This window comes from Rhizobium ruizarguesonis, assembly GCF_012349115.1.
In the GTDB taxonomy this organism is placed as follows: domain Bacteria; phylum Pseudomonadota; class Alphaproteobacteria; order Rhizobiales; family Rhizobiaceae; genus Rhizobium; species Rhizobium ruizarguesonis.
The window spans coordinates 22,528-43,634 of the sequence record NZ_PQIG01000069.1; the positions used below are offsets into that span (position 1 = coordinate 22,528).

Genomic DNA, 21,107 nt, shown 5'->3' on the forward strand with positions numbered 1-21,107 from the left:
AGCAGCTTTTTGACAGAATTGCGGGAAAGGCCAAGGTTTGGCTTGACGCGAGCAGCCTGTCTGACTATAGAACCGCAACTTTCCAATCATGCCCGTTGGATTGCGCGCCTGGCTTTGCCGGGAGTGGCAATTCGATGGCCCGAGAAAAACAAGAATAGGTGTTCCATGTCCCGCGTGTGCGAATTGACCGGCAAGGCCGTCCTGACTGGTAACAATGTCAGCCATGCCAACAACAAGACCAAGCGCCGGTTCCTGCCGAACCTGTGCCAGGTTACGCTGATTTCCGACGCTCTTAACCAGCGTTACCGTCTTCGCGTTTCGGCTGCCGCTCTTCGCACTGTCGAGCATCGTGGCGGCCTCGATGCCTTCTTGCTGAAGGCCAGCGAAAACGAACTGTCGATGCGCGCGCGTCTGCTGCGCCGTCAGATCGCCAAGAAGACCGCTGAAGCCGCTGCTGCGTAAGCTTCTGCCCTTCTTTCATACGGCTTCAAAAGGCTTGAACGGATAATACCGGACAAGCCTTTTGCTTTGTCGGTTTGCTCCTCCAACTGGTGGCATCACCCAGGATAAAAAAATGCTGAAGACCCGCTATACCATTGCCTATGTCGCGCTGATGACGCTCGTCGTCGTCGCCTCCAACTTCCTCGTCCAGTTTCCGCTGAACGCCGAAGTCGCCGGCATCAACCTCGCCGACATCCTGACCTGGGGCGCCTTCTCCTATCCGATCGCTTTTCTGATCACCGATCTGACCAACCGTCAGTTCGGCCCGCAGGCAGCCCGCAAGGTCGTGTTTGCTGGCTTCGTCGTCGGCGTGACGCTCTCCTTCTTCACCTCGGTGCCGCGCATCGCCATCGCCTCCGGCTCGGCCTATCTCGCCGGCCAGCTGCTCGATATCGCCGTCTTCAACCGCCTTCGCCGCCAAGCCTGGTGGCGCGCGCCGCTGGTCGGTTCGCTGATCGGCTCGGCGCTCGATACGGTGATGTTCTTCTCGTTGTCCTTCGCCGCGTTTTTCGTCTTCCTCGGCCCCAACGATCCCTTTGCGCTCGAAGCAGCCCCCGTCCTCGGCGTCTTCGCCACGGAGGCTCCGCGCTGGATTTCCTGGGCGATCGGCGATTTCGCCGTGAAGATGATCGTCGGCCTCGTCATGCTGCTGCCCTATGGCGCGCTGATGAACGTGCTGCGGCCGATGCAGGCGGCTCGCGCCAGCTAATTTAGGTCACGGACGCCGCCGGACCGCACCGGCGGCGATGACCGGATGAAGCAGCACCTCTGCCGCGAGATCGTCGATACCTAGCGATGAATCGAGCCGCAGCACCGGCACTGTATGTGTTTCCAGCCATTGCTCATGTGCCGCAAGGCTGCGGCGTTCGGGGCCGGCCGTGTCATAGTTCGCCGCCCATTCCAGAAACTCCCCGCTCTTGACGGCCATGTCGCCGCCGGGCCTGATTCTATTTCCGTATCGCGCAATCTCCCGCGCAAGGATGCGCGTCATTCTAAGCTCCGGATCGATCCTGAGGAACACGATCAGATCGTAGAACGGCTCAATCGGCCTTCCCCATTTCAGCGCCGATCCGGAGAGAACCCAGCCGTCATGCCGTGCCGCTTCATCGAGCAGCAGCCTGATGCGGTCGTCGGCATCCCTCGGCGTCGTGAACGGCGGATCGGTCGGCAGCCAGAAGAAATCGTCGGTATCGAGATGGGCGATATCGAGCTTTTCGGCAAGCGCACGGCCCAGTGATGTCGTTCCAGAACCGGACGCGCCCATGACATGAATATGCACCATGAACTTCCCTCCGAAGACTGCCTCGTCTATCCCGCGAGCGGGATAGACGAGGCATATGACATCAGCCTGACGTCTGGAGCGTCCTTTGTGCGTCCTTTCGGACGCACAAAGGACGCTCTAACATTTTGAATCTACGCATCGTGCTTTCCGAAAATCGATTCCGATTTTCGGGCCGATGGCTAGGATCAATTCTGCTTCCGGGAATTCGGCGCTGACCACGCGGCCTCTTCCGAAAGCCGGAATTCCAGCATCAGATTGCGCTGCAGGATCGAATGATTGTCGTCCGACACCAGAATGATATGGGTCGTGCCGTCGGCGGCCTGTAAAGCATCGAGCCCTTCCATATTGTCGATCTGCGAGTTGAAATTGCCTTCCAGCAGCAATTCGCCGTCAACAATGGCGCCAGGCCTGATATCAGTGCCCTTGATGCGCCGAAGGCGCATGCCGATGCCTTCGGCCATGTTGAAGCGGCGTTCCAGCAGCAGCAGGTCGCCGCTCGGCAGGAAGGCGCCGTCGGTGATGTCGAAACTGCCGTCCCGCTCGACCGAGAAACGCCCTTTCAGCGGCCCACTGAGAATGGCCGCCAGCCGGTTGCCGTCACTGTCGAGACCGCGTTCGGAGACGACGACCACGCCGCCCCGCAGCGGGCTGGATGCCGGCGCCACGGCGATGGTCTCGATGCCGCGGTTGTCGTCCAGCATCCTCCGCGGGATAAGAATCGGCAGGGTGGCGATCGCTCCCGAGCCGGCAAAGCCAGGATCGGGATAGACATCGACGCGATGATCCTGCTCGAAGGAGACCAGAATCCGGTCGCCGTCGAGCGCCAGGCCCTCGGCATCCATATGTCCCTTGCCCTCGAAGCTGCGCCCGGCGCTGTTCTTCATCGGCGTGATCTCGACATCCGAGAGACCCGAAAGCCTGCCCTTGACGTCACGCTCGATGCTGCCGGTCAGCCACTGGCCGGTATCGAGCACGACGACGAAATGTTTCTGGTCCTGCCGGAAACGGATGGAGGAGAGCGAGCCGAACAGCGCTCTGCTGGAGACCATCTCCAGCCCGCCGAGAAATTCCAGCGAGCCGAATGTCGTCTGAGAAGAGCCGATCCTGAAGTCGGTGATTTGCCGGCTAATGACCGGCACGTCGTCGCCGGCCCATGACGAGGAAGCGCCGGCTGCGATGCCGAGAGCGATCGACGCCGCACGCCAGAGGCGCATGGCGCATGATGCCGAAAAGTGTAAGCGGTTTTCGGACGACATCATGCTCTATTTCTTTGATTTAGATCCGGATTCAGATTTTAGGCCATCCGGCCTAAAATCATCCTGATCTAGCATTCCAAGAGTTTCCTTTGAGCGGCGTCAGCCGGCACGGCGTATCCGGCCGCCGCGCGGCTGGACGGATTGATCTTCGAACAGCGAGGCAAGCTGCTCGGTCATCGCACCGGCAAGCTCGTCCGCATCGACGATCGTCACGGCGCGGCGATAGTAGCGCGTCACGTCGTGACCGATGCCGATCGCCAGCAATTCCACAGGCGAACGCGTCTCGATCTGCTCGATGACGGCGCGCAGGTGCCGCTCCAGATAATTGCCCGGATTGACCGACAGTGTCGAATCGTCGACCGGCGCGCCGTCCGAGATCATCATCAAGATGCGGCGCTGCTCGCGGCGCGCGAGCAGGCGATTATGCGCCCAGATCAGCGCCTCGCCGTCGATATTTTCCTTGAGCAGGCCCTCGCGCATCATCAACCCGAGATTGGCGCGTGCCCGCCGCCACGGCGCGTCGGCCGACTTATAGATGATGTGGCGCAAGTCGTTGAGGCGTCCCGGCGTCTGCGGCTTGCCGCCAGCAAGCCAGCTTTCACGCGCCTGCCCACCCTTCCAGGCTTTGGTGGTGAAGCCCAGGATCTCGACCTTGACGCCGCAGCGCTCCAGCGTGCGCGCGAGAATGTCGGCACAGGTGGCGGCAACCGTGATCGGCCGGCCGCGCATCGAGCCGGAATTGTCGATGAGCAGCGTGACGACGGTATCGCGGAACTGGGTGTCGCGCTCCATCTTGAAGGAGAGCGCCTGCATCGGATCGATAATGATGCGCTGCAGCCGGGCCGGATCGAGATAGCCCTCTTCCAGGTCGAAATCCCAGGAGCGGTTCTGCTGCGCCATCAGGCGGCGCTGCAGCCGGTTGGCGAGACGGCCGACCGCACCTTGCAGATGTGCCAGCTGCTTGTCGAGAAAGGCGCGCAGGCGCTCCAGCTCGGCGGCGTCGCAAAGTTCCTCGGCGGTGATGATCTCATCGAACTCTTCGGTAAAGACGTGATAATCGACCTTTTCGTTGAAATCGGCAAAGGGCGTGTTCGGACGGCGGGTCTCGCCCGGCGTTTCCGAATCGTCCTCGCCTTCTTCCATCATGTCGTCGTCGGAGATTTCGGCGCCTTCGGTCTCGCCGTCCTCCATCTGCTCGTCGGCGACCTCGCTGTCCTCGACAGGGGCGGCATCCGTGCCGGCATCCTCGTCGACCTCGTCCTGGTCCTGCTCGTCGCCGCTCGACTGGTCTTCCTGCTCCGACTGGTCGTCATTGTCGGCATCGCTGTCGTCGTCGCCGTATTCCTCGGCCATTTCCATGGCCGACAGCATGTTGCGGATGACCTTGGCGAAGGCCTGCTGGTCGTTGATCGCGTTCGACAGGTTGTCAAGTTCGGACCCTGCCTTGTCCTCGATAAAGTCGCGCCAGAGGTCGAGCACCTTGCCGGCGGAGGCCGGCGGACGCTGGCCGGTCAGCTTCTCGCGCACCATCATCGCAACAGCTTCGCCGACCGGTGCGTCTTCCTGACGCTCGATGCCGGTGAAATTCGCCTTGGAATATTTCTCCTCCGTCATGGAGCGCAGGTTCGACGCCATGCCCTCCATGCGCAGCGCACCGATCGATTCGACACGCGCCTGCTCGACCACATCGAAGATCGCCCGGGCGTCCGAGCCCTGCGGCGCCATCGTCGCATGCACCTTCTCGTCATGGCAGGCAAGGCGCAGCGCCATCGAATCGCCGAGACCGCGGGTGACCGCCAGCTCATGCGCCGTCGGCCGCTTGGAAAGTTCCGGCAGCCGGATGCGCTCGCCGGTCATCCCCGGCCGTTCATTGGCGAAGGTCACCTCGACATCACCGTCGCCGGCGATCGAGCGCACGCAACCGGTTATCGCCCGGCGCAGTGGCTCGACGTCGACAGGCGCGCCGGGCTTTGCTTTCGAATTGTCACCGCGAGCTGCCATGATCGGTCGGTCTCAAGCTCCGAGAACGATGTTGGCGGCACTTTCCTTCAGCTCGACGCCGAAGGCGCGCTGATAGTGCTCGGCGACCAACGGGCGTTCCAGCTCGTCGCACTTGTTGAGGAAGGTGACGCGGAAGGCGAAGGCGAGATCGCCGAAGATCTCGGCGTTTTCGGCCCAGGTGATGACGGTGCGTGGGCTCATGACGGTCGAAAGATCGCCGTTCATGAAGGCGGCGCGCGTCAGGTCGGCGACGCGAACCATCTTCGAAACGGTCTCGCGGCCGCCCTTATCCTTGCCGAAGCTCTTCACCTTGGCGGCGACGATATTCACTTCGTGATCATGCGGCAGGTAGTTCAGCGTGGTGACGATCGACCAACGGTCCATCTGCGCCTGGTTGATCTGCTGCGTGCCGTGATAGAGGCCGGTCGTGTCGCCGAGGCCGATCGTATTGGCGGTCGCAAACAGGCGGAAGGCCGGGTGCGGCCGGATGACGCGGCTCTGATCGAGCAGCGTCAGGCGGCCGGAGGATTCGAGTACGCGCTGGATAACGAACATCACATCGGGACGGCCGGCATCATATTCGTCGAAGACGAGCGCGACATTGTGCTGATAGGCCCAGGGCAGGATGCCGTCCTTGAATTCGGTGACCTGCAGCCCGTCCTTGACGACGATCGCATCCTTGCCGACCAGATCGATACGGCTGACATGGCTGTCGAGGTTGATGCGCACGCAAGGCCAGTTGAGCCGCGCCGCCACCTGCTCGATATGCGAGGACTTGCCCGTACCGTGATAGCCGGAGATCATCACGCGGCGGTTATGGGCGAAGCCTGCGAGAATGGCGAGCGTCGTGTCGCGGTCGAACAGGTAGTCGGTGTCGAGGTCCGGCACATAGGCGTCGCCCTTGCTGTAGGCGGGAACGCGGATGTCGGAATCGATACCGAAGGCCTCGCGGACCGAAACGGTGCTATCGGGCAGTTCTGATATATCCAGGTCGATCTTGCTCATCATGTCTCCAAGGCGGGTGATGCCACCCGGCCATACTGTCTCAGGCCATGTCGCAACCCAGACGCCGCGTTTTTTATTCCGCGCCCGTCCAGGTCGGAACGTCGGCGATGCTTCTCCGGGACTGAAACGAAACCTCGGCGGGATAATGACCGCGTGCGAGCATTCTTGAAAGAGTCCCGGACAAGAAACGCCGCGTCCGGAAGGTCGGCGGAGGCGATGTCGGGAAAACGCACAAATATGAGCCGCGTTTGCCTGCGGCCTCAGCCGATTTGGACCATACCCGATTGAAGCCCAAGAGCAAGGACGGGAATTAACAAAAACCGTTCTGCTTCAACAATTGATAGGCCTGGATGACGGCGCGGAAACGCTCCTCCGAGCCGCGGTCGCCGCCATTGGCATCCGGATGGTGTTTCTTCACCAGTTCCTTGTAGCGGCTCTTGATCTCCGCCGATGTCGCATTGGCGTCGAGGCCCATCGTTTCGAAGGCCTTGGTCTCAAGCGATTTCAGCTTGCGCGCCTGCGGAAAACGCGGTCCGCTGCCCTTGCCGCCTTCCTTGACGAAGCCGAAGGGATCGCGAACACGCGTATAGGCGCCGGAGCGGATCTCCGAATGCAGCGGACTGTCCTTCGCCGCCTTGTTGACGCCGACCGTCCATGTCGGCCGATGGCCGGTGATCGCCTCTTTCTGGTAACGCGCGATCTCGCCGTCCGAAAGACCGGAGAAATAATTGTAGCCCTTGTTGTATTCCTTGACGTGCTCGAAGCAGAACAAGAAGAACTGGCCTTCCGCATTGCGGCCGACGGGAGCGCGATGCGCCCCCTTCTTGTCGCACCCGTCCCATTGACAGGTAGGCGGCGCCTGCTCTGTCTCTGGCTCGCGTTTGCGGCGTGTTCGGATGCGATCGAAATATTTGGAATCAAGTCTCATGACGGCGCTAATTATGGGGCTGTCGCGAAGCGACAACAAGAATTGACAAATGGGAATGTTGCAGGCTTGGTAGGAACCCTTTTCGCGAACCAGCAAGACCGGATGATGACCCTGCGAACCCGCATCGAAGAAAAACTTGTTGAAGCCTTCGCGCCCGAACGCCTGAGCGTCATCGACGAAAGCCATCTGCATGCCGGCCACCAGCCCGATATCACCGGCACCGGCGAAACCCATATGCGGGTGAGGATCGTTTCCGGGAAATTCGCCGGCATGTCGCGGCTGGCGCGTCACCGGGCGATCACCGACCTGTTGAAACCGGAGCTCGATGCCGGTCTGCATGCGCTGGCCGTCGAACCGGCAGCACCCGGCGAACCGACCCGCTGGTAGCGCCACCAAAGCCTATATAGGCATTGGCGGCCCGCAATCCTACAGCGCCGCGCGTCTTTTCAGACGCGCAAACAACGCTGTAACAATTGAATTGCTGGGATCAGGATGGCTTTGCGCCGTCTTCCCCGGCCGGCCGGATGCGCAGCTTGGTGATGCGGTTCTTCTCCCGCTTCATGACGACGAAACGCTTGCCGTAGAAGGTGAAGGCCTGACGCTCTTCCGGGATGGTCATCGATTCGTGGATGACGAGGCCGGCGATCGTCGTCGCCTCCTCATCGGGCAGGTTCCAGTCGAGCGCGCGGTTCAGGTCGCGGATCGGAACGCCGCCGTCGACGACGACGGAACCATCGGCCTCCTGACGCACGCCCTGTATCTCGATATCGTGTTCGTCGGAAATGTCGCCGACGATTTCCTCGAGAATATCCTCCAGCGTGACGATGCCCTGCACCTCGCCATATTCATCGACGACGACGGCGAAATGCTGCTTGCGCCGCAGGAAGGCGTTGAGCTGGTCTTCGAGGTTGGTGCTATCGGGCACGAACCACGGCTTCTGGGCGATCTTCACGATATCGAGGTTCTGCGGCTCCATATTCGGCTCGGCAAGCGCCCGCAGCAGATCCTTGGCGTGGACGACGCCGATGATGTTGTCGATCGTGCCGCGCCAGAGCGGCATGCGCGTATAGGGACTTTCGAGGATGGCGCGCACCACCGCTTCCGGCGGATCGTCGGCGTTGATCGCCCGCATCGCGGTGCGGTGAACCATGATGTCGGACAGTTCGAGTTCGCTAAGATCGAGCACGCCGCCGAGGCGGTCGCGGTCGGCCTTCACCACCGATCCCTCGCGATGCAGCAGGTCGACGGCGCCGCGCAGCTCCTCATGCGCCGTCAGCATCGACGTCTCGCGAGAGAGGTTGATGCCAAACAGCGACAGAATCTGCCGGACGATCGCGTTGACGAAGGAGGAAACCGGGCCGACGACGGTGACGAAGAGCTTGGCCGGAACGGCGATGGCGAGCGCGAAGCGGTCTGGCGTCGAAATCGCCCAGCTCTTCGGCAGCACTTCGGCGAAGATGACCAGGATGACGGTCATCGCAAGCGTCGCCAGCGCCACGCCGGAATTGCCGAACAGCCCGAGGAAAAGGCTGGTGGCGATCGAGGAGGAGAGAATGTTAGCGAGATTGTTGCCGATCAGCAGCGCGCCGATCAACCGATCGCGCCGTTCGATCAGTTGCCGGACGAGGCCGGCGCGCTCGTCGCCGTTCGCCTCCAGTGTATGGATGCGGCTGCGCGAAACGGCGGTAAGCGCGGTTTCCGAGCCGGAGAAGAAGGCTGACATGAGCACGAGTGCCGTGATCGAAAGGATTTCCGGCCAATATGTTTCCAGAAATGCCAGAGCGCCTTCGATCGCTATCAAGGGTGTTTTTCCCTGAGAAAGCTGATCACTTCGGACGCCGGCACATCATCGGCGACGAAGGACTGGCCGATGCCGCGCGTCAGGATAAAGGTGAGCTTGCCGCTCTTGACCTTCTTGTCCTGGGCGATCGCGTCCATCAGCATTTCAGCCGGCGGCAGGTCGCCCGGAATGTCGGACATGCGGGTCGGCAGGCCGACCTCCTTCAGATGCCGCTCGACACGCCGCGCGTCGTCCGGGCTTGCAAGGTTCATTCGTGCGGAGAATTCGTGCGCCAGCACCATGCCGATCGAAACGCCCTCGCCATGCACGAGGCGGGAGCTGTCATAGGCGGTCGCCGCTTCCAGCGCATGGCCGAAAGTATGGCCGAGATTGAGCAACGCCCGCGGGCCGTTCTCGCGCTCGTCGGCAACAACGACATCGGCCTTCGCCTGGCAGCTCGCGGCAATCGCCTCGATGCGCGCGGAGCCGCCGGTAAAAACCGCCTTCCAGTTCGCTTCCAGCCAGGCAAAGAAATCCGGCTTGTCGATCAGCCCGTATTTCGCGACCTCGGCGTAACCTGCGCGGAATTCACGCTCGCTCAGCGAATTCAGCACATCCGTATCGGCCAGAACCAGGTCCGGCTGATGGAAGACGCCGATCAGATTCTTGCCGTGCCGAGAATTGATGCCGGTCTTGCCGCCGACGGAGGAATCGACCTGCGACAAAAGCGAGGTCGGCACCTGCACGAAGCGCACGCCTCGGCGGACGATGCCGGCCGCAAATCCCGAAAGGTCGCCGATGACGCCGCCGCCGAGCGCGATGACGTAATCGTTACGCTCGACGCGCGCCTCAAGCACCTTGTCGCAGACAGTGATCAGATGTTCGAAGCTCTTGGTCTTCTCGCCGGCCGGCAGGACGACCTCAGCCGAGGCGATGCCCGCTTCATCCAGACTTGCGACGAAGGCTTTGAGATAGAGCGGAGCGACATTTTCGTCGGTGACAACAGCCGCCTTGCGGCCCTTGAGGCGAGAGGCGATCTCGGCGCCGGCCCGCGCAATCAGCCCCGGCCCGATCAGGATGTCGTAGGCGCGCTCGCCGAGCGGCACATGCACCGTTCGGATGGCGGGGGCGGAGGTTATCGCATTCATGACGCTGCACTTTCCTTCTGAGCTTCGATCAAGGCCTTTAAGACTTCGTCGGCCATGATTTCCTTGCGGACGTCGCGCGAAAGCACGGTCAGATCAGCCTGCGCATAGATCGGATAACGCGCATTCATCAGGCCCTCGAGCGTCTGCTTCGGATTTTCGGTCTTGAGCAGCGGCCGCGTGTCGCGCTTGGCGACCCGGTCCCAGAGCACGTCGAGATCGGCCTTCAACCAGACGGAAAGGCCGCCCTTCTTGATATGCTTGCGCGTCCGGTCGTTGATGAAGGCGCCGCCCCCGGTGGAGACGACGCGCGGCCCGCTCTTCAGCAGCCGCTTGATCACCCGCGCTTCCAGCGCCCGGAACTCCTGCTCGCCATAGGCGGCGAAAAGCTCGGCGATCGTCATGCGCGAAACCCGCTCGATCTCAAGATCGCTGTCGATGAAGGGAATGGCGAGCTGGCTGGCGACGATGCGCCCGACGGAGGATTTTCCGGCGCCCATCAGGCCGACAAGGATCAGGTTGCGTGAACCGAGCGCGGCGCGAGCTCTGTCTTTCAAGCTGTCAGCAACGGTCAGCAGTTGTTCACTCATCGGTCCATTCACACTTTGTTTGCAAACGGTATCGACAAATGCAGATGGAGCGTCAAGTCGCGGACAAGGGAATCATGGCTTGAATACCGCTTCTTGCACTTGCAGATAGGCTTCTTATAACAGAAGCAGAGCATGAAGGAGTTGCTGGATGCCGACCCTGTTCCGTTTCCTGTTCGTCTGCGCGATCCTCGCCGGGACGGTCTACGGAGCGATGCTGGCGCTTGTGACCTTCGTGGAGCCGCAGCAGCGCGACGTGACGATCCGCATTCCGTCCGAGCGGGTCAATCCGCCCGCCACGGGCGCGATCGACACGACCAGGAAGTGAGCGGCATGGTGGATCTCGGCCGCGTCCATGTGGAATCTTTCCTGGAGATGATGAGCGCCGAACGGGGTGCTGCCGCCAACACGCTGCAATCCTATGAACACGATCTCGACGATATCAGATCCTTCCTGAAGGAGCGCAGCATAAGGCTCACCGAAGCCGCCTCCGCCGATCTCGCCGCCTATCTCTCCTCACTCGCCCGAAAGGGCTTCAAACCCTCCTCCCAGGCGCGCCGGCTTGCGGCCATGCGGCAGTTCTACAAGTTTCTCTACGCCGAGGGCCTGAGGACCGACGACCCCACAGGCATTCTCGACGCGCCGAAGAAAGGCCGTCCGCTGCCGAAGACGATGGGCGTCGAGGAGGTCGGCAGGTTGCTTTCGCAGGCCGAGGCCGAGGCAGACGATCCGGCTCCGGGCCAGCTGCAGCGCCTGCGCATGCTGGCGCTGCTGGAGCTGCTCTATGCCACCGGTATGCGTGTCAGCGAGCTCGTCTCGCTTCCTGCCCGTGTGCTCGATCAGGAGGGCCGTTTCCTGATGATCCGCGGCAAGGGCAACAAGGAACGGCTGGTGCCGCTGTCGCAATCGGCGATATCAGCCCTGAAATCCTATGGGCGCCGGCTGGCGGCCGAAAATGCCGCGACGAAGGAGCCGCCGCAGGAAAGCCCCTGGCTATTTCCCTCCGCCTCGAAGGAGGGATATCTGCCGCGCCAGGTTTTCGCCCGCGACCTCAAGAACCTGGCGATCCGCGCCGGTCTGACGCCGTCGCTGATCTCGCCGCATGTCATGCGCCACGCCTTTGCCAGCCACCTGCTTGCCAACGGCGCCGATCTGCGCGTCGTACAGGAACTCCTCGGCCATTCGGACATTTCGACCACGCAGATTTACACACATGTCCTCGAAGAGAGGCTGCAGCAGCTTGTCCAGACGCATCACCCCCTTGCCAAACAGGCGAAAAAGCACGAATAGGACCGGCGACAAGGGGCGGAGCCAGGAAAACGCCCCGGGCACAAGGAACGGAAACGCACCTCATGCACAATTATCTCGACTTCGAAAAGCCGATCTCCGACCTCGAAGGCAAGATCATCGAGCTGAAGAAGCTCGCAACGGAAGACGAGAGCATCGACACCACCGATGAGATCGGCAGGCTGGAGGTTCGCGTCCGTGAGGCCATCGTTGAAATCTATTCCAAGCTCAATCCCTGGCAGAAGACGCAGGTCGCCCGCCATCCGCAGCGCCCGCATTTCGTCGATTACGCCAAGACGCTGTTCCAGGAATTCACGCCGCTTGCCGGCGACCGCAAATTTTCCGAGGATGCCGCGATCCAGGCGGGCCTTGCCCGTTTCCGCGGCCAGCCTGTCGCCGTCATCGGCCAGGAAAAGGGCAATGACACCAAGAGCCGCCTGAAGCACAATTTCGGCAGCCCCCGCCCGGAAGGCTACCGCAAGGCGATCCGCATCCTTGAGATGGCCGATCGTTTCGGCCTGCCGGTGATTTCGCTGGTGGATACGGCAGGCGCCTATCCCGGCGTCGGCGCCGAAGAGCGCGGCCAGGCCGAGGCGATCGCCCGCTCCACGGAAATGTGCCTGGGCGTGAAGGTTCCCCTCGTCTCCGTCGTCATCGGCGAAGGCGGCTCGGGCGGGGCGATCGCCATCGCCACCGGCAACAAGGTCTATATGCTCGAGCATTCGATCTACAGCGTCATCTCGCCGGAAGGGGCAGCCTCCATCCTCTGGCGCGATTCCACCCGCGCCCGTGAAGCGGCGACCAACATGAAGATCACCGCCGAAGACCTGAAATCGCTCGGCGTCATCGACGGCATCATTTCCGAGCCGCTCGGCGGCGCGCATCGCGATCCGGACAGCGTGATAGCCGCAACCGGCGACGTAATCGCCGGTGCGCTGGCCGAAATGGCACCCCGCTCCGGCGAACAGCTGCGCAACGACCGCCGACAGAAATTCCTCGCCATGGGCCGCAATCTCTAGCAGACATTCGGCTCTTAGGCGATTGGGGCCAAATCTTGGCCACATTGATGTTATCTGTAGCAATCGCGCTTGCGGGGATGTTCCAGGCACGTCATTGGCTGGTAAGATTTTATAAAGTATAAGCCGCCTATGATTCCTTCTGATGCCCGGACTCCATAGGCGGACCGGGTCGTATTATATTTATGGGCTAGTTTGGATGCGCATACGTCATTTTGCCTATATTTCCCTCATGGCGCTGGCTCTGTCCGGCTGCAATGACGCGTTGGAAACCGCGCAGGTCGATCTTTCCAAGGTTAAGAACAAGGTCGAACAGCCGCTTCCCAGCCATATCCTCACTGCCATGGCCGCCAAGGGCATGGACCGCAATTCGCCGATCATGATCCGCATCTTCAAGGAAGAAGGTGCCATGGAGATATGGAAGGCGAAGACCGACAACCGTTTCGACAAGATCGCCGATTACAAGATCTGCGCCTGGTCCGGCCGTCTCGGTCCGAAGGTAAAGACCGGCGACCGGCAGGCGCCGGAAGGTTTCTACGACCTGACGCGCGCCAACCTGAATCCCAATTCGAAATATTATCTGGCGATCAACACCGGCTTTCCGAACCGCTACGACGCGGCGAACGGCCGCAGCGGCTCCGATCTGATGATCCACGGCGCCTGCTCGTCCTCCGGCTGCTATTCGATGACCGACCAGCAGGTGCTGGAGATCTACGCCTTCGCCCGCGACGCCTTCAAGGGCGGCCAGTCGACTGTGCAGCTGCAGGCCTTCCCCTTCCGCATGACGGCGGAAAACATGGTCAAGCATCGCCTCGACAGCAGTTACGACTTCTGGAAGATGCTGAAGGTCGGCTACGACAATTTCGAAGTGACGAAGCGCCCGCCTGAGGTGAATGTCTGCGAGAAGAAATACGTCTTCAATCAGCAGGCAACCGACGGCAGCGCCTTCAATGCCGCCGGCAAGTGCCCTGCGATGTCGACGCCGCCGGCGCTGACGGCGGCCCTTGCCTCCTACGGCAAGACCTACGATGCCGATTATGCCAAGGCGATGGGCAAATTTGACGGCATGGCCTGGTACGATCCCACGGAAGCCGAGCGCAAGGCCGTGGTCGCCAAGACGCGCAAGGGCCGCGAACTCGCCTACGCTCCGACCGGCACCTCGCTGGAAGCCGGCCGCATGGTCAAGGTCGCCGAACTTGAAGACCTGATGGCCAAGCGCACCGCGCAGGGCCTCGCTGCCAAGAGCGCGCCGGGCGCCACGCCGCCTGCAGCACCTGCCCAGCCGCAGGCAGTGGCCGTCGCTGCCGCGACACCTGCGGTCGTGCCGGTGCCGATACAGAACCCGCTGGCCTTTACAGCGCCCGAACCGCAGGAAACGGCGGAAGCCACGGCAAAGAAGCCGTTCTGGAAATTCTGGGCGAGGAACTGAACGGCTTGAACCCCGTTCTCTACGATCTTCGCGGCCTGAAATGCCCATTCCCGGTGATCAAGACACGCAAGAAGCTCGCCGCCATGGCGAGCGGCACGCTCATTCGCGTCGACACCACCGATCCGCTGGCCGTGATCGATATGCCGCATTTCTGCAATGAGGACGGCCACGAGCTGATCGAGACGGAAAAGACCGAAAGCGGCCACCGCTTCCTGATCCGCAAGCGCTAAAGAGCGTCGCGATCTTTCAGATTCGCTTGCCGCACTTTAGGTCTTTGTTTTCCGCATGTCTTTGGCGCAAAACCGCTGCACACTTTTGCGCGACATGCTTTAAATTCTGAGGCCGGGGATGGCGAGCGGGTTGTCGGAGAGCGCCGCACGATCCGGCATGTCGATGCGCGGCTTGCCGAGGAAAGCGTCGAAGAGATCCTTCACGAAGGCTTCCGGCAGATCCCGAGTGATCAGCACCATGCGTGTGCGCCGGTCTTCTCCCGGCCAGGCGGGCAGCCGCACCGGCGGATGGAAGATGCTCTGCACCCCATGCAGCACCAGCGGCCGATCCGGCCGGTCGGAGACGGACACGATCGCCTTCATCCGCAACAGCTTCTCGCCATGGGCCGAACGCAGGAGATCGATGAACATCTCAAGCGCCATCGGATCGATCGGCTTCTCCTCGATGATCGAGAAAGAGCGGATAGAGGCATCGTGACGGTTGACGTCGTGCGGGTCCTGGTGCGCATGCCCCTGATCACCAAGATGGTGATGATCATGATGGTGGTGACCGTGGTGATCATGATCATGATGCGCCTCGTGCGCATCCTCGTCCTGCAGCCAGCGGCCGACATCGGCAATCTTCGTCGCCGGATCATAGAGCCCGTTGACCAGCACCGCGGCACTGCCCGCTTCGGCGCTGTCGGCATCCATCATCACGGCACGCGGATTGAGCGCCCGCAGGCGCTTTTCCAGCCCGTCCGTTGCCTCGGCCATCGCCCTTTTCGAGACGATCAGCCGGTCGGCGACCGCCGCCTGCTTGCGCGCTTCCTCGTGATTGTCGAGCGTCTGCTGCCCATTCACCGCGTCCACGACGGTGACGACGCCGTCGAGCTCGAAATTCGTGGCGATGACAGGATTGCCCATGATCGCCTGCATGACCGGTGAAGGATCGGCAAGGCCCGTCGTCTCGATGACGACGCGTTTCACCGGCTTGACGCGGCCCGTCTGCACCGCGTCCATCAGGTTCGCCAGCGTATCCACAAGCTCGCCGCGCACGGTGCAGCAGAGGCACCCGTCTGATAGTTCGATGATCGAATCGCCGGAACTTTCGACCAGGAGATGGTCGATGCCGACGTCGCCGAATTCGTTGATGATGACGGCCGCGTCCTTCATCACGGGATCCTTGAGGATGCGGTTGAGCAGCGTCGATTTGCCGGCGCCGAGAAAGCCGGTCAGGACGGTGACCGGAATCCTGTCGTTGAGCGCGCTCATGTCATTTTACCTTAAAAGCTTAAAAGGATGTCGGGCGCGGCATCGGCACCGGCACGTTGGCGATCGCTCCCGCCGTATCGCCGCGCGCCATTTTTTCCGGCTGCGCGGCCGGCTGCGGATCCTGGCCCGGAATGAGGCCGGCAAAGACGAATTGCGGATCGTGGTCCATTGGCTGGATGTAGGGTGACTGCACTCGCATGCGGCCGACTTCGTCGCGCGTTTCGCTGCGCACCTTGGCGCCCTTGGCGCTGCAGATATCGGCGCTGATGTCGGTCACCTGGTCCTGTCCCGACCCGTAGGGTCTCAGCGAACCCAACGTGTCGTTGCTGGCAGGCTGGGTGGTGAAGCCCTTCTGCAAAAGGTTCGCCGTCGCATCGGCACGCGCTGCAAGGCTGTCGGTGCCGAGCACGACGGAGACCAGCGTGCGGCCGTTGCGCGTTGCCGAACCGATCTGGTTGAAGCCCGAGGCGCAGATGAAGCCGGTCTTCATGCCGTCGGCGCCGGCGAAGCGGCCGATCAGCATGTTGAGGCTCGGCACGTTCTGCTGGCCGGTGGTGAAGCCCTCCAGCGCGAAATAGCCGGCATATTGCGGAAAATCGCGGCGCAGCGCCACCGTCAGCACCGCAAGGTCGCGTGCCGTCGTATACTGGCCCTTGCCGGGCAGGCCGTTCGGATTGACGAAATGCGAATCCGTCATGCCGAGCTTCAGCGCCTCGCCGTTCATCCGCGTCACGAAGCCCTCCTGCGTGCCGCCAATGGCTTCGGCAACCGCGACCGCGATGTCATTGGCTGATTTCACCATCAGGATCTTCAGTGCGCTGTCGAGCGTCAGCTTCTGGCCAGCCTTGAAATACATCTTGGCAGCCGGCTGCGCGGCGGCGCGCTTGCTCATGACGATGGGCGTATCGAGGCTGATCTGCCCGGCGCGGATCGCATCGAACACGGTATAGACGGTCATCAGCTTGGTCAGCGAGGCCGGATACCATTTGCGGAAGGCTTCCTCATGCTCGAGCACGCGGCCTGTCTGCACGTCGACGAGAATATGCGGATTGGCCTGGGCAAGCGAAACGGAGCCCAGAAAAACGGCAGTCGCCGCTGATACGAAAGAAAGCGGCCGCAAGGCAGCAAACAAACGGAAGTGGCGCGTCGACACGGTTCGTCCTTCAGATATCAGGAAAATCTCGAAATCTTCCCCTATTTAGCCTATATGGCTATGACATGGCAAAGGTCATTGACTAAGTAATTTCCACAGCCTCACACGCTTGTGATGCGATGAAAGATTGTCGAGATTTCATAACAGGAACGCCGATATGCCGATTTTGAACAGAGCCGCAGAGTTGCAGGACGAGGTCGCCGAATGGCGCCGCCACATCCACGCCCGGCCCGAACTCCTCTTCGCGGTGGAAAATACGGCCGCCTTCGTCGCCGAAAAACTCAAGGAATTCGGCGTCGACGAGATCGTCACCGGTATCGGCCGCACCGGTGTCGTCGGCCTGATCAAGGGCAAGGGCGAAGGCTCCCGCACGGTCGGCCTGCGCGCCGACATGGACGCTCTACCACTCACCGAAATCACCGGCAAACCGTGGGCTTCGAAGACGCCTGGCAAGATGCATGCCTGCGGCCATGACGGCCACACCGCCATGCTGCTCGGCGCCGCAAAATACCTGGCCGAGACCCGCAACTTCAACGGCAATGTCGCCGTCATCTTCCAACCCGCCGAAGAAGGCGGCGGCGGCGGCAATCTCATGGTCAAGGACGGCATGATGGAGCGCTTCGATATCGAAGAGGTCTACGGCATGCACAATCTGCCGGGCCTGCCGGTCGGCCAGTTCGCCACCCGCAAGGGCGCGATCATGGCGGCGACCGACGAATTCACCGTTACCGTGAAGGGCCGCGGCGGCCACGCCGCCCAGCCGCACCGGACGATCGACCCGATCGCCATCGGCGCCCAGATCATCGCCAACCTGCAGATGATCGCCTCGCGCACTGCCGATCCACTGCGCTCGGTCGTCGTCTCGGTGACCAAGTTCAATGCCGGTTTCGCCCATAACGTCATTCCGAACGACGCGACCTTCGCCGGTACGGTTCGTACCCTCGACCCCGAGGTGCGCACGCTCGCCGAGACGCGGTTCCGGCAGATCGTCGAGGGCTTGGTCGCTGCCCACGGCGCCGAGGCCGACATCAGCTTCCATCGCAACTATCCCGTCACCGTCAACCATGCCGATGAAACCGAGCATGCTGTGGCCACCGCCAGCGCCATCGCCGGCGAGGCGAACGTCAACGCGGAAATCGATCCGATGATGGGCGGCGAGGATTTCTCCTATATGCTGAACGCCCGCCCCGGCGCCTTCATCTTCATCGGCAATGGCGACAGCGCCGGCCTGCACAACCCGGCCTACGACTTCAACGACGAAGCCATCGCCCACGGCATCTCCTATTGGGTCCGCCTCGCCGAACAGCGCCTCGGCCTCTAGCAACAATTAAGGCTTGGCTTCACGCCAAGCCTTTTGTATGCATGGCACTCAAGTGGTCCCGTAGCTCAGCAGGATAGAGCACCAGATTCCTAATCTGGGGGTCGCGCGTTCGAATCGCGCCGGGATCACCAGTCAATCAGATGCCTATCTCCCTCGACAGAACGTACGTCCCTGCAGACATGCAAGAATGCAATAACGATGTCACGAGAAACCGGCCTTGACCGTTAGCAGCGAGGCCGAGCGTCGCCCTGAGGCCGCACGACCGAGCTCTTGGGCCGAAGAAATTGGCGATCAATTGGGTTCGTTCAACTGGCTAGTTTTTCAACATCGGGGGCGATCCACGATCAGTTCGCTCAAAGTTGACGATCGCGTCTCAGCACAGACTGCCCCACCGAAAAAGGCAGGCGGCCAGAACCAGTAGATCAGGAACGGTCAACGAATATTTTCGCGATCAGTGTGCGCTCGACGCAAATGTGCGCATATCGGAGCATGCCGTCGCAAAGTGGATAAATCGCTCCGACTGATTATCTATCCCTAGTTGAAAATGATCTCTGCGATGGGCGCGCAGCGTAGGCCGTCATGGTCCAGCCATGCGAGGTCCTTGGCACGGCTGCCCCGGCCTCCCAGCCCATAAAGAATGGCACGCTTCTTGCGTTGCTTGGCGTAGAGCCGAGCATACTCGGCGGAAGCCAGCGAATGCTCACAACCGGAAGGTGGATGAGTTCTCGGACATTTGGAATAGGCCGGTCGACGGCCAGGAGCAGATGACAACATATTCGATCGTTCTAGGACGCGAACGCCATGTCTTTCAGGATCTGAAATCGGTATTGGCTTGCGCTTCGCCGCTGAAATCAGGTGACGTGCTGGCCGGGATCGGAGCGTCAAGCAACGAGCGGCGGGTGGCCGCCCGCTACCTGCTCGCGGATATGCCTCTCAAGACTTTCCTGGAAGACCTCGTCATCCCATACGAGACCGACGAGGTCAGTCGGTTGATCGTCGACCGCCATGATTGGATGGCATTCGCGTCGGTATCTCATATGACGGTCGGTGAGTTTCGCGATTGGCTTCTCTCTTATGACGCGACCGCCGAAAAACTGCTTGCCATTGCACCGGGCCTCACCCCCGAAATGGTCGCGGCGGTCTCCAAGATCATGCGCAACCATGATCTGATCACCGTCGCCGGCAAATGCAGGGTGGTCACTGCCTTTCGTTCCACGATCGGTCTGCCCGGCCGACTATCGAGCCGCCTTCAGCCCAATCATCCCACTGATGATCCTGAAGGCGTCGCCGGCTCGACGCTCGATGGACTTCTCTATGGGATCGGCGATGCGGTGATCGGCATCAACCCGGCGACCGACAATCTCGAGGCCTGCATAAGATTGATGGTTCTTTTCGACCGGCTGCGCGAACGGTTCGATATCCCGACCCAATCCTGCGTATTGACCCATGTCACCACGTCAATCAAGGCGATCGAGGCTGGAGCGCCGCTCGACCTGGTGTTCCAGTCAATCGCCGGCTCTGAGGCCGCCAACAAGGGTTTCGGCGTCGATCTCGCCGTCCTCAGGGAAGGCCAGCAGGCAGCACTTTCCATGAAGCGCGGCACGGTCGGAAACAATGTCATGTATCTGGAGACCGGCCAGGGCAGCGCTCTCTCGGCCGACGCCCATCATGGTGTCGACGAACAGACGGTGGAGGCGCGGGCCTATGCCGTTGCACGTGAACTCAATCCGTTGCTCGTCAATACAGTCGTCGGCTTCATTGGCCCCGAATATCTTTTCGACGCCAAGCAAATTATCCGCGCCGGGCTCGAAGACCATTTCTGCGGCAAACTGCTTGGTGTGCCGATGGGGGTCGACGTTTGCTACACGAACCATGCTGAAGCCGACCAGGACGATATGGATAATCTGATGGTATTGCTGACTGTTGCGGGCGTCAGCTTTCTGATCGCAGTGCCCGGCGCCGACGACGTCATGCTCAATTATCAGAGCCTTTCCTACCACGATATTGTCGGCCTCAGGCACCAGTTCAATCGTCCGCCCGCTCCGGAGTTCGAAGCCTGGCTCCATCGCATGGGCATGCTTGATCACGCGGGTCGTCTTGCGCCTGCCAGCGCCTCGGGCGCCTTTTCTCGTAACCTCTTGAGCTACAGGGCATCGGCATGACTCCCTTCGAACGAGATCCGTTTGCGCGGTTCCGCAACGCCACACGCGCCCGGATTGGGCTTGGAAGGGCAGGCGACGCTTTACCGACATCGGCAATTCTCGACTTCCAGCTTGCCCATGCCCGGGCGCGGGATGCGGTGCACGGGCAAGTGGATTTTATCGCCCTTGCCAAGCAGCTTGCTCCCGTGCCGACGGTCCGGATTCGGTCTCGCGCCAAAGACCGTACGATCTATCTGGCGCGCCCGGATCTCGGCCGTCAGACCAACGCAGCCGATCTCCCGAGCTCAGGCGATCGCTATGATATCGCCTTCATCATCGCAGACGGACTTTCGGCCTCGGCGGTCGAGCACCATGCGGTGCCGCTGTTTAAGGCATGCATGAAGCGTCTCGGCGACTTCAGCGTCGCCCCGGTGATATTGGGCGAGCAGGCGCGGGTGGCATTTGGTGATGAGGCAGCCGCAGCGTTTGGTGCGGAAGTTGCGATCGTGCTGATCGGCGAGAGGCCGGGACTAAGCGTACCTGACAGTCTCGGCGCCTACATCACGTTCCGACCGCAATCGGGACGGCGTGACAGCGAGCGCAACTGTATTTCGAATATTCATGCCGATGGGCTCAGCTACGAGGTCGCAGCGGACAAGATCGTTTGGATCGTCCGGGAGGCGCTTCGCTTGCAGCTGACTGGTGTCGATCTCAAGGAAAATGCCGAAGGCGCCATAGAAGCGCTGCCACATCAAGAAGCATAAAATTCAATCTACAAAAAAGGGGAACAA

The 21,107-nt window shown here is 61.4% G+C and carries 21 protein-coding genes and 1 tRNA gene; 12 read left to right on the top strand and 10 right to left on the bottom strand.

The features are described 5' to 3' along the window. The first annotated feature begins 165 nt into the window (after positions 1–165). Entirely contained in the window at positions 166–462 is a 297-nt protein-coding gene (rpmB, locus tag C3Y91_RS11405; RefSeq protein WP_003543341.1) for a 50S ribosomal protein L28, read from the top strand. 112 nt (positions 463–574) lie between these two features. Further along, positions 575–1,210, top strand: a complete 636-nt coding sequence (locus tag C3Y91_RS11410) for a VUT family protein (RefSeq protein ID WP_017962311.1) — start codon at positions 575–577, stop codon at positions 1,208–1,210. A 6-nt stretch (positions 1,211–1,216) separates the two neighbouring features. Here the strand turns inward: C3Y91_RS11410 and C3Y91_RS11415 are convergent, their stop codons facing one another. The 5 genes from C3Y91_RS11415 to C3Y91_RS11435 all read right to left on the bottom strand — a co-directional run bounded on the left by C3Y91_RS11415 (position 1,217) and on the right by C3Y91_RS11435 (position 6,973). Beyond that, on the bottom strand, positions 1,217–1,783 hold the full coding sequence (locus tag C3Y91_RS11415) for an ATP-binding protein (RefSeq protein WP_024323338.1): 567 nt from the start codon (positions 1,781–1,783) through the stop codon (positions 1,217–1,219). Positions 1,784–1,968: 185 nt separating this feature from the next. Next, positions 1,969–3,042 carry an esterase-like activity of phytase family protein gene (locus C3Y91_RS11420; protein WP_409202076.1) on the bottom strand — a complete coding sequence of 358 codons (1,074 nt, stop codon included), beginning with the start codon at positions 3,040–3,042 and terminating at the stop codon, positions 1,969–1,971. 96 nt (positions 3,043–3,138) lie between these two features. Then, entirely contained in the window at positions 3,139–5,040 is a 1,902-nt protein-coding gene (cobT, locus tag C3Y91_RS11425) for a cobaltochelatase subunit CobT (RefSeq protein ID WP_018482763.1), read from the bottom strand. A gap of 12 nt (positions 5,041–5,052) precedes the next feature. Then, positions 5,053–6,045 (bottom strand): cobaltochelatase subunit CobS, encoded by a 993-nt coding sequence (gene cobS, locus C3Y91_RS11430; RefSeq protein ID WP_018069263.1) that lies wholly within the window; start codon positions 6,043–6,045, stop codon positions 5,053–5,055. A 310-nt stretch (positions 6,046–6,355) separates the two neighbouring features. Next, a complete protein-coding gene (locus tag C3Y91_RS11435; RefSeq protein WP_011653732.1) occupies positions 6,356–6,973 on the bottom strand; it encodes a J domain-containing protein in 618 nt (205 codons plus the stop codon). A 102-nt stretch (positions 6,974–7,075) separates the two neighbouring features. Between C3Y91_RS11435 and C3Y91_RS11440 the strand changes: the two genes are divergently transcribed. Further along, on the top strand, positions 7,076–7,360 hold the full coding sequence (locus C3Y91_RS11440) for a BolA family protein (RefSeq protein ID WP_018069264.1): 285 nt from the start codon (positions 7,076–7,078) through the stop codon (positions 7,358–7,360). Positions 7,361–7,460: 100 nt separating this feature from the next. Here C3Y91_RS11440 and C3Y91_RS11445 read toward each other — a convergent pair whose 3' ends face one another. Genes C3Y91_RS11445 through C3Y91_RS11455 form a run of 3 tightly spaced genes read right to left on the bottom strand, consistent with a single transcriptional unit; the run spans position 7,461 to position 10,488 of the window. Continuing rightward, positions 7,461–8,771 carry an HlyC/CorC family transporter gene (locus C3Y91_RS11445; RefSeq protein WP_024323336.1) on the bottom strand — a complete coding sequence of 437 codons (1,311 nt, stop codon included), beginning with the start codon at positions 8,769–8,771 and terminating at the stop codon, positions 7,461–7,463. Then, on the bottom strand, positions 8,771–9,901 hold the full coding sequence (gene aroB / locus C3Y91_RS11450) for a 3-dehydroquinate synthase (protein ID WP_168575317.1): 1,131 nt from the start codon (positions 9,899–9,901) through the stop codon (positions 8,771–8,773). Before aroB ends, C3Y91_RS11445 begins: the two co-directional genes overlap by 1 nt. After that, positions 9,898–10,488: a shikimate kinase gene (locus C3Y91_RS11455; RefSeq protein WP_018069267.1), complete on the bottom strand. Its 591-nt coding sequence runs from the start codon at positions 10,486–10,488 to the stop codon at positions 9,898–9,900. The genes aroB and C3Y91_RS11455 overlap by 4 nt, the downstream gene beginning before the upstream one ends. Before the next feature lie 148 nt (positions 10,489–10,636). Between C3Y91_RS11455 and C3Y91_RS11460 the strand changes: the two genes are divergently transcribed. The 5 genes from C3Y91_RS11460 (at position 10,637) to C3Y91_RS11480 (ending at position 14,447) form a co-directional block, all read left to right on the top strand. Further along, a complete protein-coding gene (locus tag C3Y91_RS11460) occupies positions 10,637–10,813 on the top strand; it encodes a hypothetical protein (protein ID WP_012759201.1) in 177 nt (58 codons plus the stop codon). After that, positions 10,810–11,775, top strand: a complete 966-nt coding sequence (gene xerD / locus C3Y91_RS11465; RefSeq protein ID WP_502362156.1) for a site-specific tyrosine recombinase XerD — start codon at positions 10,810–10,812, stop codon at positions 11,773–11,775. The genes C3Y91_RS11460 and xerD overlap by 4 nt, the downstream gene beginning before the upstream one ends. Positions 11,776–11,837: 62 nt before the next feature. Then, on the top strand, positions 11,838–12,791 hold the full coding sequence (locus tag C3Y91_RS11470; RefSeq protein ID WP_003543368.1) for an acetyl-CoA carboxylase carboxyltransferase subunit alpha: 954 nt from the start codon (positions 11,838–11,840) through the stop codon (positions 12,789–12,791). A gap of 196 nt (positions 12,792–12,987) precedes the next feature. Further along, on the top strand, positions 12,988–14,217 hold the full coding sequence (locus C3Y91_RS11475) for a L,D-transpeptidase family protein (RefSeq protein WP_018069269.1): 1,230 nt from the start codon (positions 12,988–12,990) through the stop codon (positions 14,215–14,217). 5 nt (positions 14,218–14,222) lie between these two features. Then, positions 14,223–14,447: a sulfurtransferase TusA family protein gene (locus C3Y91_RS11480; RefSeq protein WP_018069270.1), complete on the top strand. Its 225-nt coding sequence runs from the start codon at positions 14,223–14,225 to the stop codon at positions 14,445–14,447. A gap of 99 nt (positions 14,448–14,546) precedes the next feature. Here the strand turns inward: C3Y91_RS11480 and C3Y91_RS11485 are convergent, their stop codons facing one another. Then, a complete protein-coding gene (locus C3Y91_RS11485) occupies positions 14,547–15,701 on the bottom strand; it encodes a CobW family GTP-binding protein (protein ID WP_018069271.1) in 1,155 nt (384 codons plus the stop codon). A 19-nt stretch (positions 15,702–15,720) separates the two neighbouring features. Further along, positions 15,721–16,854 (bottom strand): D-alanyl-D-alanine carboxypeptidase family protein, encoded by a 1,134-nt coding sequence (locus tag C3Y91_RS11490; RefSeq protein ID WP_018069272.1) that lies wholly within the window; start codon positions 16,852–16,854, stop codon positions 15,721–15,723. A gap of 157 nt (positions 16,855–17,011) precedes the next feature. Between C3Y91_RS11490 and C3Y91_RS11495 the strand changes: the two genes are divergently transcribed. The 4 genes from C3Y91_RS11495 to eutC all read left to right on the top strand — a co-directional run bounded on the left by C3Y91_RS11495 (position 17,012) and on the right by eutC (position 21,080). Continuing rightward, on the top strand, positions 17,012–18,175 hold the full coding sequence (locus C3Y91_RS11495) for a M20 aminoacylase family protein (RefSeq protein WP_018069273.1): 1,164 nt from the start codon (positions 17,012–17,014) through the stop codon (positions 18,173–18,175). 54 nt (positions 18,176–18,229) lie between these two features. Then, positions 18,230–18,306, top strand: a tRNA-Arg gene (locus tag C3Y91_RS11500). Between the two features lie 582 nt (positions 18,307–18,888). Next, a complete protein-coding gene (locus C3Y91_RS11505; RefSeq protein ID WP_168575318.1) occupies positions 18,889–20,337 on the top strand; it encodes an ethanolamine ammonia-lyase subunit EutB in 1,449 nt (482 codons plus the stop codon). Then, positions 20,334–21,080, top strand: coding sequence for an ethanolamine ammonia-lyase subunit EutC (gene eutC / locus C3Y91_RS11510; RefSeq protein ID WP_168575319.1), 747 nt, complete (start codon positions 20,334–20,336; stop codon positions 21,078–21,080). Before C3Y91_RS11505 ends, eutC begins: the two co-directional genes overlap by 4 nt. Positions 21,081–21,107: the final 27 nt, after the last annotated feature.